The sequence below is a fragment of the Shewanella sp. H8 genome, from assembly GCF_040285065.1.
Taxonomy (GTDB): domain Bacteria; phylum Pseudomonadota; class Gammaproteobacteria; order Enterobacterales; family Shewanellaceae; genus Shewanella; species Shewanella polaris.
On sequence record NZ_CP157213.1, the window covers coordinates 2,879,482 to 2,893,038 of the forward strand.

Consider the following 13,557-nt stretch of genomic DNA (forward strand, 5'->3'; position numbering starts at 1 on the left):
GCCAAATCAATTATTGACCTTTGGATAATTAATCACTAATCTCAATGTAAGCGCTTTCATTTTTAACATATCGATAACTGATGTCAACGATTTTTAACTACTAGAGCATAATCTTTACTGTGTAACTAACGTGGCACAACGCCATTACCAGTATGTTTCAAGCAAATTAGTTAATCATAAAAATAGAAAAAATTAATCAATACTAAGTGAATTAAAATATGAAAATTATGTTACCAGCCGATTCCAAAATGCATTCAAAAGCGTTCACCTTTGGTGTGGCGACTGCTTCTTTTCAAATTGAAGGCGCAGTGGCATCACGCCTCCCTTGTATATGGGACACATTTTGTGCCACTCCAGGGAAAATTCGTGATGGTTCAGACGGAGAACAAGCTTGCGAGCATGTCAAATTATGGCGTGAAGATGTCGATTTAATTGAATCATTAGGTGTTGACGCTTACCGTTTATCGATTTCATGGCCGCGAGTAATGAACAAAGATGGCAGCCTAAATCCACAAGGTGTTAAGTTTTATACCGACTTAATCGATGAGTTAAATCAACGTGGAATTAAAACTTTTGTTACTTTATACCACTGGGATTTACCACAACATATTGAAGACAATGGCGGTTGGTTAAATCGTGAAACAGCATACCTTTTTGCTGATTATGCCGACAAAATCACTCAAGCATTTGGTGATAGAGTTTACTCGTACGCCACATTTAACGAACCTTTTTGCAGCTCGTACTTAGGTTATGAAATCGGAGTACATGCACCAGGATTAGCCAAAAAAGCTTATGGACGCCAATCAGCGCACTATTTATTATTGGCTCATGGCTTAGCCATGAAAGTTTTGCAAAAGAATAGCCCTAATAGCTTAAATGGTATCGTGCTTAACTTTACCCCTTGTTATAGCGCAACCGATTCCGCAGCCGATGTCGAAGCAGCCAGCAAAGCCGATCAGTACTTCAACCAATGGTACATAAAGCCACTCTTTGATCGTTGTTATCCAGAAATAATTTATGATTTTGCAGTTGAAGATGTTCCCATCATCGAAGATGGCGATTTTGATATTATTGCTCAACCTATCGACTTTTTAGGCATCAATTTCTACACCCGTGCAGTATATGAAGCGAATGCGGTAAATGGTTTTAGCCAAGTAGACATGGTCGATAAACCTAAAACAGACATTGGTTGGGAAATTTACCCACAAGCCTTTACTGATTTATTAACCTCATTAAATGCTCTTTATCCCTTACCACCAATATACATAACTGAAAACGGTGCGGCGATGGACGATAAACTGGTTAATGGTAAGGTAGATGATCAAGATAGAGTCGAATATTATAATGGCCATTTAAATGCCGTTAATAACGCTATTGAGCAAGGAGTGAACGTTGTAGGCTACTTTGCCTGGAGCTTAATGGATAACTTTGAGTGGGCGGAAGGTTATTTAAAACGTTTCGGAATAGTCTATGTTGACTACCAAACTCAACAGCGAACACTAAAATCCAGTGCCTATGAGTATCGAGACTTTATCAGCGCGAGAAAATAGTCATTGAATCAGTGCATTTTGTTACATAAACGACTTACTCAACTTCAAACAGTCGCATCATTTTAATTAATAACAACAATAATTGAGGCATGTATGATTAGTATCAAAGAGAAAATAGCCTACGGACTTGGGGACACTGCGAGTAACATAGTGTTCCAAACCGTGATGCTGTTTTTAACCTTTTTCTATACCGATATTTTCGGTATTTCGCCAGCATTTGTCGGCACCATGTTTTTGGCCGTTCGCTTAATCGATGCCGTTACGGATCCCTTAATGGGGGCTCTTGCAGACAGAACCAATACCCGCTGGGGTAAATTTAGACCCTACTTGTTATGGTTTGCACTGCCATTCGGTTTCATTAGTGTTTTGGCCTTTACGACCCCTGATTTAACTGAAGATGGCAAAATGATTTATGCCTTCGTCACCTATACTGCATTAATGATGGTGTATACCGCGATTAACATTCCGTATTGTGCGTTAGGCGGTGTACTAACAGCCGATCCCAAAGAACGCGTATCAGTACAGTCTTACCGTTTTGTGTTTGCAATGCTTGGCGGTTTATTAGTGTCAGGTTTAACCCTGCCATTAGTCGAGTTTTTAGGTGAAGGCGACCAAGCTAAAGGTTACCAATTAACCATTACAGCCATGAGCATATTGGGTGTAGCGATGTTTTTGGTGTGCTTTTGGGGTACAAAAGAACGTTTGCACCCCCCAGTTGATCAACAGTCTAGCTTCAAAAAAGACTTTGGCGATATGATCAAAAACGATCAATGGCGGGTGTTATCTGTTGCCTCTGTGTGCTTATTATCAGGCATGGTATTGCGCACTAGTTTAGCCATTTACTATGTTAAATATTACCTCAATATGCCCGACTCAATTACCTTATTCATTACGCTAGGCATGGTCGGTAATATATTCGGTTGTATATTAGCTCAACCTTTAGCAAAACGTTTCTGTAAAGTGAAAGCTTACATCACCCTACAATTACTCGCTGCGGCATTATGTGTAATGAGTTACTTTGTCCCTAGTGACCAAGTGGTGCTAGCTTTCTTCATGTTTATTATTTGGGGCTTCACTTTTAATATGTCTACCCCATTATTATGGGCAAAAATGGCAGACGTAGTGGATTATGGCCAATACAAAAATGGTGTCCGCATTACCGGGATGATTTACTCTTCGGTAATCTTCTTCATTAAATTAGGCGTTGCCATTGGCGGTGCTGCTGCTGGTTGGCTATTGGCAGGTTATGGTTACCAAGCTGATACAATGCAAACCGTCGACACTCAGCAAGGAATATTATTATCCTTCACCCTCTACCCTGCGATTGGTTCTATATTAGTCGCATTCGTGATGCGTTGGTACATTTTAGATAATCAAAAAGTCGACCAAATTCACTTAGAATTAAATAGAGAAGCAAAATAAAAGCGTGTTAGTCTTGGAGCCATGTGCTCCAAGATGGCTTTTGCAAACTAATTATATGGCAACAATTTACGATGTATCTGTAATGGCGGGTGTATCTCTGGCAACTGTGTCCAGAGTGATGAATAACAACACCAAGGTCAGCGATAAAACCAAACAAAAAGTACTTGATGCGATGGAGTCATTAGGCTATCGCCCCAACACTATTGCCCAATCATTAGCATCAAACCGTTCAAACAGTGTCGGAGTGTTGGTATCGCAACTGGATGGTCCATTTTATGGACCTATGATGACCGAAATTGAAACTGCGCTTCGCAGTGCCAATAAACACGTCATCATTGCCGCGGGGCACAGCGATGAAAAACAAGAAAAAGAAGGGGTGGAATTTTTACTGAGTCGTGGTTGCGACGCACTCATTCTAGATGTTGAAGCCGTATCTGACGAATATTTAATTGAACTCAGTAAAGCCTCAACGCCCATCGTCTTTATTAACCGCTATATAGAGGACATTAAAGATCGCTGTGTTTACCTGGAAAATGAACAAGGTGGTTTCATGGCAACTGAACACATTTTATCCCTGGGTCATAAACAACTTGCCTATATTTCGGGACCGCTTTTCAAACTCGATGTGCGTGATCGCTTAAAAGGCCATAAAAGAGCATTGCAAAAGTACCATGTTCCGTTTGATGAAATGCTTTGTTATGAAGGTGATTTCCGAGAACTGGGTGGAAGTAATGCAATGGAACATTTATTATCGTTAAACAAGCCGATAACCGCTGTAGTGTGCGCCAACGATCAAATGGCCGCTGGGGCGATTGCTGTATGCTTAGAGCATGGGTTACGTGTACCGGAAGATATTTCATTTATTGGTTACGATAATATCCCCTTCCCACAATATATTTCACCTAAATTGTCTACCGTCAGCAACCCAATTCATGAAATGGGAAAAATGGCTGCTCGTTGGGTACTTCAACAAGTGTACAACGATAAAGACGTCGTCATTGAACGCTCATTTCAACCCGAACTATTTATTCGAACGTCAACCAAATCGATCAATTAGCGCTTCAAACAAACTCGTCTCCTGATTTTATGTCTCACATTTAGCCAATAAATGCATTTACGCAACGTAGATGCACTTTCTCGTTAGCGATTACCCTGCTGCCAACAATCATCCCCAAGACAACTTACAAAGCCATTAACGTTAAGCACTTAATAGTTTCTGGTTAATATCCTGCCAGCATTTGATAATTCACACTCAATTTGTAGAATAAATTTGCAGTATACCCCCCATCATTCCCGTAACATTTCCCGCAACAAAAGAAAGCGCTTACATTTTATTTTCAATAAACATAGTAAATTAAATCATTTAAAAACAAGGATTAAAAAATAAGCGTGTGCGATAATAAACACCACGGTTAATGAAATGTAATAATTCGAAGTTGTTTTTGTTGACTAAGGTCACATTTTACACTAGTTTTATGTAAGCGCTTACATTAGATGTTTTATAACACAACAATTATAAATAATGATTATCGCGTGGATAGAGTAAAAAAAAAACGATTTGCGCCTACCCGCAATTTTGAGAGAAGTAAAATCTAGTCAATGGGGATTTCCTAGATGAAAACAACAAAATTTACAAAAACTAAACTTGCGACCAGTTTATCTGTCGTGCTAGGCGTTAGCAGTATGCTACCTGCTTATGCTGCTGATGAGATTAGTGATGAAAATATCGAAGTGTTACAGGTCACAGGTATTCGTGGCAGTTTAATTAAATCGATGGATGTTAAGCGCTCATCAAGTGGAGTCGTAGACTCTATTTCTGCTGAAGATATCGGTAAGTTTCCTGATACTAACTTAGCTGAATCACTTCAGCGTATTACCGGTGTGTCAATTGACCGATCTAACGGTGAGGGCAGTAAAGTGTCTGTGCGTGGTTTTGGTCCAGACTACAACTTAATCACTCTAAATGGTCGCCAAATGCCTGTGACTACAGGTTCGCGCTCATTTGACTTTGCTAACATTGCTTCAGAAAGTATCAGCGGTGTTGAAGTTCATAAGACTAGCCAAGCATCAGATTCAACCGGTGGTATCGGTTCGACTATCGATATCTTAACCCATAGACCCTTCAGTTCTCCGGGCTTAAAAGCGACATTTGGTGTAAAAGCGGTTGATGATCAATCAACAGATAATGGCTCAGTAACACCTGAATTATCTGGTTTATATTCGAATACTTTTGCAGATGACAAATTTGGTATTTCGCTTTCAGCCAGTTATCAAGAACGTGAAAGTGGTAACCAACAGGCCCAAGTCGGCACAGGCTGGCGCAGCTTCCCAGGTACTGCTGATAACAGTGATTGGGGTGGCGTAGCTAAAGACGATACTCAAATCAATCGCCCAGGTGATGATGACATTTATTCAGTACCGCAAACCACAGTTTATCGCTTTGAAGAGCAGCAACGTACACGTACTAACGGCCAACTAGTTTTACAGTACAGCCCTGTTGATAGCGTAGTAGCGACTTTAGACTATACCTACATGCGTAACGATATTGATACTCAATCTAACGATGTATCAGCATGGTTTAACTTTGTACCATCTGAAAACGTTTGGAGTGACGGTCCTATCGCCTCACCACTCATCTATTCAGAAACCTACGATTCACCAGCTGACTTATCTATGGCTGCAGGTGATTATGGCGTACGTAACGAAAGTGGTTCATTAGGTTTTAACATTGAATGGCAGGCTAGCGACGACTTAAAGTTAACCTTTGATGCTCACAATTCAACCGCAGAAAACAAACCTAACAACCTTTATGGTTCAAGTAACAACTTAAGTACCGCGGCTTTTGTACGAACCAGTGCAGCAACTGACTTTAGCGGTGATTTACCAATACTTGCTGTTGGTGGTGGAAACGCAGTGACACCTGCAGACATGATGCTCACAGGTTCTGTTTTTGGTAACTCACGCAATAAGTCTGAAATTGATCAATATCAGTTTGACGGTGAATATCTATTTGAAGATGCTGGTAGCATCGACTTTGGTATTGCCCTAACGAATGTTAATAATCACTCGCAAAGCGTTAACGTACAACGTAACGATTGGGGTGGCGTGGGTTCGGCTGGTGACTTTGAAGATGCCTGGTTCCCAGCAGATACTATTCAAGACAAATTTGATGCAAATGGCGGTGATTTCTCGCTTGCAGATGGCAACTTCGATGTATTAGATACCATTTTCATGTGGGATTTTGCCGCAGTACGTGACTTCGCAGCAGCAAATTATGCCTCTTCAGTGAGTGGTGATTGTGGAAATGGCTTCTGCCCTTCTACAAATTATGCTGCTGAAACAGATCGTTATACAGAAGAAGAATCTCAAGCTGTTTATATACAGTATAACTACGATAACGAAATTGCAGGCATGCCGTATGACGTGCATTTCGGACTTCGTTATGAGCAAACTGATGTAACATCAACAGCTGCTGTAGCGGGCTATAATGGTGCAGATTGGATTGCTGAAACTGAAATCGCTTTAGTTGGCACTGGTGAGCAGGTATTTGAAACTAAATCAGGTGATTACGATTACTTATTACCAAGCTTCAACTTTAATATCGAAGTGGTAGAAGATGTAATGCTTCGTGCTGCTTACAGTGAGACAATTGGTCGCCCTGATTATACGGCTATTCAAGGTGGTACTGTATTAGCAACCCTTGCCAACCGAAGTAATGGCGGTGGTTCAGCAGGTAACCCTACATTATTGCCATTAGAATCTGAAAATATCGACTTCTCTGCTGAGTGGTATTACGCCCCGTCTAGCTACATGTCTATTGGATACTTCCGTAAAGACACTAAAAACTTTATCAGCTCTGAGACTGTTAGTACCACTAACGGCATTTATAACCCTGCATCAGGTGATTTATACAAAGCTGCAGTTGCTGCAACAGGTACAACTGAAGCTGGCGCTGTTCGTGACTACATTTTCGCAAACTATGCTAGCAATGCTGCTGTAGATGTTGCTAATCAAATCATTAGCGGCAGTGCTGCAAATAATGATGAGTTATTAAACTTCAATATCACAACACCATCAAACAGCGCTGATAGTTCAGTGATTGATGGTTGGGAATTTGCCGTTCAGCACTTCTTTGGTGAAACTGGTTTTGGTGTGATTGCCAACTACACCCTAGTTGATAGTGATCAGGCTTACGATAATTACTCGTTTGAAGCGCAATCAGCATTGATAGGCATCAGTGACACTGCTAACGCCGTGTTAGTTTATGAAAATTATGGTTTCCAAGCGCGTGTGGCTTACAACTGGCGCGATGAGTTTTTAAACTCTACAAGTCAAGGTACTGGTGCAAACCCACAGTACACAGAAGCCTACTCACAAATTGATTTGTCAGTCAGCTATGACATCGAATCAGTTGAAGGCTTAACGGTGTTTTTCGAAGGACTTAACATTACTGAAGAGTACACCCGTGTTCACGGACGTGCTGACGAGCAAGTGTTAAACCTAACGGAAACTGGCGCACGCTATAGCTTAGGTGCTCGTTACACTTTCTAAATGATATTGAGCTAAGTGACATTCCGCCTAATATCCAATATTGGATGGAATGCACTGAAGTCTCCTTTAAGGTCGTTGAGGTGAATAAACTTTATCACCTCTTTTTGCTAGATATTAAGTAACAAGGACGTTACTATTTTTGTTTTTTGATAAAGGAGCTTGGCAACAACAACATAAGCCAATATTGAAGAACCCAATTTGAAAGTGGTTACATTTTCCTGAATTCTACTTATGATGTGACTTGAACATTATAAAACCTGCATTACAAACACAAAATAACAATAACGCCAAAGGCGTAGGTAAATATTATGCAAAAACCAATCACCCAAATAGTCATTGTTGGTGGCGGTACAGCCGGTTGGATAACCGCTGGATTACTGGCTGCTGAGCATAATGTCGACAAAGGTGTTCTGGCCCACGACCCAAAGTTAACGATAACCCTAATAGAATCACCCGACGTTGCCACTATAGGCGTAGGCGAAGGTACTTGGCCTTCTATGCGTTCAACCTTGAGCAAAATTGGTATTGATGAAAACGAGTTTATTCGCCGTTGTGACGCTAGCTTTAAACAAGGTTCTCGATTTATTAATTGGCGCCATGACTCAGTTAATAAGCCCTCAAAAACTCAATCTGACAGTTATTTACATCCCTTTAGCTTGCCCCACGGCCATCAAGAACTCGACTTATGCCCATTTTGGTTACCCCATGCAGACCAAGTGAGTTTTGCAGAGGCAGTGAGTAGCCAAGAAGTTCTGACTCAACTGGGGTTAGCACCAAAAGCCATTTCATCACCACAGTATCACTTCCAAAATAATTATGGCTATCACCTCAACGCCGGAAAATTCAGTCAACTATTAAGCGAACATTGCACCCAAAAGCTTGGCGTAAAGCATATTCGCGATCATGTCTGCCAAATTGTTAATACTGACCAAGGCGATATTGATAAACTGATAACCAAAGAGCATGGTGAAATTAGCGGCCAATTATTTATCGACTGCACTGGTGCCAAGTCACTATTGTTAGGTGAGCATTTACAGGTACCGTTTTTATGCCAAAAATCAGTATTATTTAATGACAGCGCCCTTGCTGTACAAGTGCCTTATGTTAATGAAGATAGTCCTATCGCCTCTTGTACTCATGCAACAGCGCAACCAAACGGTTGGATTTGGGACATAGGCCTGCCAACACGTAAGGGCGTGGGTTATGTGTATTCATCAAGTCACACCAATGACGCCAGCGCCGAACAAACCTTGATTAACTATTTAGGGGGTGATACTGCGAGTGCCGATAAACTTCAACCGCGTAAATTGTCCTTTAATCCTGGTTACAGAGCCAAATGTTGGCAAAATAACTGTATTGCCATTGGCATGTCGGCTGGGTTTATTGAACCATTAGAAGCCTCTGCATTAGCATTAATTGAATGGACAGCATCAAGCTTAGCGCAGCAATTACCGCCAAATCGTCAAGTAATGGACACCATAGCTGCAAGGGTCAACCAGCGCTACCAATTACACTGGCAACAAATTATCGACTTCTTAAAGCTACATTATGTGATAAGCAAGCGTGAAGTGGATGGTTATTGGCGCGATCATCGCGACAACAAATCGATACCCGACAGCTTACAGGCGCAACTTGAATTGTGGCGCTACCAAGTGCCAAGCCAACAAGACATTAGCTACAAAGAAGCATTGTTTCCTGCGGCTAGTTTTCAATATGTATTGTATGGAATGGGATTTAACACTCAGTTGCCCACACATGTAAAACCATCAATGCAGCAACTCGCCCAACGACTTTTTAACGATAACCAGCAACGCACTAAAGCATTAAGCAATAACTTACTCAGCAATCGCGCTTTACTTGAAAAAGTGGCTCAATATGGGTTTTCTAAAATGTAACCTACTTTAGCAGAGCAAGCTGCTAGTATTTAAAATGATTAGCTCTAGCAACGACTAGCACCATGGATCACCTACAATAATCATAACAACGTATTTGAACGAACAAGATAGGACATCAATATGAGCCAACATGTATTACTCAACAGCATCGATCATAAAGACCTTAAGGTTATTACCACTCGCTCTGCCGCATTAGGCGACAACCTTTGGTTCAGCCTGACCTTTCCACAAGAATTTCGCAGCGTGCAAGCTCATTACCCTATTTTCTTTCATAAAGACGCTGCCACGGGTCAGTTTTACTCAGTAGCATTGTTTGGTTTTCAGCAGAATGAAAATCTATTTTTATCTGACGCTGGTTGGAACGCATCATATATCCCGCTAAGCGTACGCCGTCAGCCATTTTTGATTGGTCAACAAACAGTACAAGAAGATGGTATTGAACATCAACAGCGTGTTATTCACGTTGATTTATCTCACCCTAGAGTGAGCCAATCAGAAGGTGAAGCGTTGTTTTTACCTTATGGCGGTAACACCCCATTATTAGATGAGGTCGGTGAAATGCTTGAAGCCATTCATCATGGACTCATCGATAACAATCATTTCATTGATGTGTTAGTTCAACATGAGTTACTCGAATCGTTCACCTTAGACATCGAATTAGACAATGGCCAAAAACATCAAATGATTGGCTTTTATACCATTAACGAAAATACCTTAGCGACGTTGTCAGCTGAAACGCTGGGCGCATTGCATCAGCAAGGATACTTACAAGCCATATACATGGCACTAGCATCGCAAAGCAAAGTCCGTGAATTACTTAACCTTAAAAATGCTCAAGGTTAATAGTGATGACAACGGCTCAGACTCAGCACGTCGAACACATCAATGAATGTACATTAGAAGACGTCATAGACTTGATCCGTGATGCCGACAAACCTATGGTATTTAAAGGGCTGTGTCACCATTGGCCGTTAGTCCAAGCAGGATTAGAGTCAGCACAAAGTGCGATGAATTACCTGCGCAAGTTTTATCAAGGCATGCCTGTTACCGCTTATTATATCCCGCCAGAGCAACAAGGTAGAGTGTTTTACAATGAACAACTTGATGGTTTTAATTATCAAGCTGGCCGATTGGATTTTAATCAACTGCTTGACCGATTAACCCAAGAAATGATTAAAGACATGCCTGCGGGAATGTACATGGGCTCGACGGATATCCACCAATGTTTACCCGGTTTAGGAGCAGAAAATAGTTTAGATTTAGCGCCTATGCAACCGTTAACCAGCATTTGGTTGGGCAATCAAACCAAGGTGGCGGCTCATTATGATTTTCCGCTAAACCTAGCGTGTAACGTGGTAGGAAAGCGCACTTTTACCCTATTTCCACCCGAACAAATTAGTAACTTGTATGTTGGCCCAATGGAACTGGCACCCGGAGGCCAAGACATCAGTCTGGTTGATATGGCGAATCCCGACTTTGAACGTTTTCCGCGTTTTCTACAGGCATTAGATGCCAGCCTAACCGCAGAACTAAGCCCTGGTGATGTGTTATTTATTCCTAGCATGTGGTGGCACCATGTTCGCGGCGTTGATAACTTTAACGTACTCATTACCCATTGGTGGCGCGATACTCCAGGCTATTTAGGTCGACCGAATAATGCTCTACTGCACAGCATGCTCAGTTTACGATCATTACCTAAAGCACAACGCCAGGCGTGGAAAGCCTTATTCGATCATTATGTTTTCGATCATGACGACGTCGATGAAAGCCATATTCCCGACAACGCCAAAGGCATGTTAACCAAGCCATTAGATGAGTTAAACGCCCGTAAATTGCGTGCAGATTTAATCAACAAATTAAAACGATAATGCTGAACACAGCAAGAAACTAAGACATTAAATAGGATGCCAAGATGAATAAATCAATCAAAAAAGTAGTGATTGCCGGTGGTGGTACCGCAGGTTGGATGGCAGCCGCCGCCTTTAGCAAACTATTGGGTAAAAACCTTGATATTGTCTTAGTTGAATCGGACGACATTGGCACTGTTGGTGTCGGTGAAGCCACCATCCCTACCCTGCATATATTTCATCGTTTACTGGGGTTAAAAGAACAAGATGTAATGGCGGCCACCAACGCCACGTTTAAGCTCGGTATTCAATTTGAAAACTGGCATGACGTCAATAAAGACTATTTACATTCATTTGGTTTTTTAGGCAAAGACTGCTGGGCATGTGGTTTCCAACACTTTTGGCTTAAAGGCCAACAACAAAATATGGTTAGCGAAATTGGTGACTATTGCACCGAACACTTAGCGGCTCGCCAGGGCCGTTTTGCAGTACTGCCAAACCAAGATTACAACCATGCTTACCACATGGACGCCAGCCTTTACGCTAAGTTTTTGCGTAAATTTGCTGAACAACATGGCATAACTCGTATTGAAGGCAAAATTGCCGATGTGTTACAGCATGACGACTCGGGCAATATTAAGGCATTACAACTTGAAAATGGTGAGTTAATTGAAGGCGATCTATTTATCGATTGCACCGGATTTAAAGCCTTATTAATTGAGCAAACCTTAAATACTGGCTTTGAAGACTGGAGTCATTGGTTGCCTTGCGACAGCGCTATTGCAGTACAAACAGAAGCAGTACAGAAACCGATTCCTTACACGCGATCGATTGCTCGTGAGTCAGGTTGGCAATGGCGCATTCCATTGCAAACTCGTACTGGCAATGGCCTGGTATTTTGCAGTAAATACCTGTCGGATGTCGATGCTACCGAGTTGTTATTAAACAATATTGAAGGTTCACCTATCAATCAACCACGGGTAATCAAGTTTAAAACCGGCACTCGCCGTCAGCACTGGAATAAAAACTGTATTGCTGTGGGTTTATCAGCAGGATTTTTAGAACCATTAGAATCCACCAGCATTCATATGATCCAACGCAGTATTGTGCGCTTATTACAGCTATTCCCATCACATGGGGTTATTCAGGCTGACGTAGATGAATTTAATCAACAAACCAAGATAGAAATGGATAATATTCGCGACTTTATTATTCTCCATTATAAAGTGACTGACCGCGAAGACAGCCGCTTTTGGCGTTATTGTAAAAACATGCCAATTCCAGCGTCACTACAACATCGTATCGACATGTTCAGTCAGTCTGGCAAGGTATACAAATACGGTAACGAGCTATTTGGTGAAAGCTCGTGGATCCAAGTCATGATGGGACAAGGTCTAGAACCTAAAGAGTACCACCCAATTGTCGACATGATGGAAGAAGCTGAATTACAAAGCTTTTTAAACAGCATTAAAGCCACCGTAAAACGAAAAGTCGACACCTTGCCTGCTCACCATGATTTTGTGCAACATTATTGTAAATCAACGGCGATGCAAGGCTAAAGCGGATGTCAGCATCAGAAACTACAAAGCCGATTGTAGAGGTCAACAACATTGCACCACAGGTGCAATACGTTGGCCTACAACAAACGCCTGTCATCATTATTGACAACTTTGCTGATGATATTTCCAAGCTAATTGATATCGCCATCAACGACAGTCAATTCAGTCGAGACCCAGGTTCATATTACCCTGGGCAACGTACTGCATTACCAAGGCAATATATCATCGAGGTTATTAATGCGGTGTTTCAGCTGATTTATGATGTTTATCGTATTCCAACCCAGTTACGATTAAAGCCGCAACAATGTGTTTATTCGTTAATCGACAAACAACCAGAAAGCCTAGCACCGCTGCAATGCTTGCCACATTTTGATACCCCAAGCCCGCATTACTTTGCCATTTTGCATTATCTAAATGATGGTTCACATGGCGATACCGGTTTTTTTAGACATAATGCCACCAATTATGAGCGGATAACTGCAGAAAACATCGACGCTTATTTTACTAAAGCACAGCCTTTTCTCGATGAAAAAAAACAAACGTCACCCAGTTACTTTGTCGCCAGCGATGAACATTACAGCTTGTATCATCAAATAGAATATCGCCCTAATCGTTTAGTGATTTACCCTGGAAACTTGCTTCATTCAACTCTGGTAAACCCACAAACCGACATAGATGCCAACCCGACTTCTGGCCGTCTGACCGCCAATATCTTTATCAATTTTCAATAACA

General features: G+C 41.5%; 9 protein-coding genes. All 9 read left to right on the forward strand.

What is annotated here, in order from left to right; translation table 11 throughout:
• Positions 1-218 precede the first annotated feature (218 nt).
• Positions 219-1,550, forward strand: a complete 1,332-nt coding sequence (locus tag ABIS04_RS12515) for a GH1 family beta-glucosidase (protein WP_350431266.1) — start codon at positions 219-221, stop codon at positions 1,548-1,550.
• A gap of 93 nt (positions 1,551-1,643) precedes the next feature.
• On the forward strand, positions 1,644-2,972 hold the full coding sequence (locus tag ABIS04_RS12520) for a glycoside-pentoside-hexuronide (GPH):cation symporter (protein WP_350431267.1): 1,329 nt from the start codon (positions 1,644-1,646) through the stop codon (positions 2,970-2,972).
• 55 nt (positions 2,973-3,027) lie between these two features.
• Positions 3,028-4,029 (forward strand): LacI family DNA-binding transcriptional regulator, encoded by a 1,002-nt coding sequence (locus ABIS04_RS12525; RefSeq protein WP_350433433.1) that lies wholly within the window; start codon positions 3,028-3,030, stop codon positions 4,027-4,029.
• Positions 4,030-4,586: 557 nt separating this feature from the next.
• On the forward strand, positions 4,587-7,523 hold the full coding sequence (locus tag ABIS04_RS12530) for a TonB-dependent receptor (RefSeq protein WP_350431268.1): 2,937 nt from the start codon (positions 4,587-4,589) through the stop codon (positions 7,521-7,523).
• A 308-nt stretch (positions 7,524-7,831) separates the two neighbouring features.
• Positions 7,832-9,418, forward strand: a complete 1,587-nt coding sequence (locus ABIS04_RS12535; protein ID WP_350431269.1) for a tryptophan halogenase family protein — start codon at positions 7,832-7,834, stop codon at positions 9,416-9,418.
• Between the two features lie 120 nt (positions 9,419-9,538).
• The gene (locus ABIS04_RS12540; protein WP_350431270.1) at positions 9,539-10,261 is read left to right on the forward strand and encodes a SapC family protein; all 723 of its coding nucleotides are present in this window, start codon (positions 9,539-9,541) and stop codon (positions 10,259-10,261) included.
• 5 nt (positions 10,262-10,266) lie between these two features.
• A complete protein-coding gene (locus ABIS04_RS12545; RefSeq protein ID WP_350431271.1) occupies positions 10,267-11,286 on the forward strand; it encodes a cupin-like domain-containing protein in 1,020 nt (339 codons plus the stop codon).
• 44 nt (positions 11,287-11,330) lie between these two features.
• Positions 11,331-12,824 carry a tryptophan halogenase family protein gene (locus ABIS04_RS12550; protein ID WP_350431272.1) on the forward strand — a complete coding sequence of 498 codons (1,494 nt, stop codon included), beginning with the start codon at positions 11,331-11,333 and terminating at the stop codon, positions 12,822-12,824.
• Between the two features lie 5 nt (positions 12,825-12,829).
• Positions 12,830-13,555, forward strand: a complete 726-nt coding sequence (locus ABIS04_RS12555) for a DUF6445 family protein (RefSeq protein WP_350431273.1) — start codon at positions 12,830-12,832, stop codon at positions 13,553-13,555.
• The last annotated feature ends 2 nt before the right edge of the window (positions 13,556-13,557 follow it).

Excerpts from the sequence above, each read along its gene's own strand:
- ABIS04_RS12515 (WP_350431266.1), top strand. The coding sequence starts at position 219 with ATGAAAATTATGTTACCAGCCGATTCCAAAATGCATTCAAAAGCGTTC.
- ABIS04_RS12520 (WP_350431267.1), top strand. The coding sequence starts at position 1,644 with ATGATTAGTATCAAAGAGAAAATAGCCTACGGACTTGGGGACACTGCG.
- ABIS04_RS12525 (WP_350433433.1), top strand. The coding sequence starts at position 3,028 with ATGGCAACAATTTACGATGTATCTGTAATGGCGGGTGTATCTCTGGCA.
- ABIS04_RS12530 (WP_350431268.1), top strand. The coding sequence starts at position 4,587 with ATGAAAACAACAAAATTTACAAAAACTAAACTTGCGACCAGTTTATCT.
- ABIS04_RS12535 (WP_350431269.1), top strand. The coding sequence starts at position 7,832 with ATGCAAAAACCAATCACCCAAATAGTCATTGTTGGTGGCGGTACAGCC.
- ABIS04_RS12540 (WP_350431270.1), top strand. The coding sequence starts at position 9,539 with ATGAGCCAACATGTATTACTCAACAGCATCGATCATAAAGACCTTAAG.
- ABIS04_RS12545 (WP_350431271.1), top strand. The coding sequence starts at position 10,267 with ATGACAACGGCTCAGACTCAGCACGTCGAACACATCAATGAATGTACA.
- ABIS04_RS12550 (WP_350431272.1), top strand. The coding sequence starts at position 11,331 with ATGAATAAATCAATCAAAAAAGTAGTGATTGCCGGTGGTGGTACCGCA.
- ABIS04_RS12555 (WP_350431273.1), top strand. The coding sequence starts at position 12,830 with ATGTCAGCATCAGAAACTACAAAGCCGATTGTAGAGGTCAACAACATT.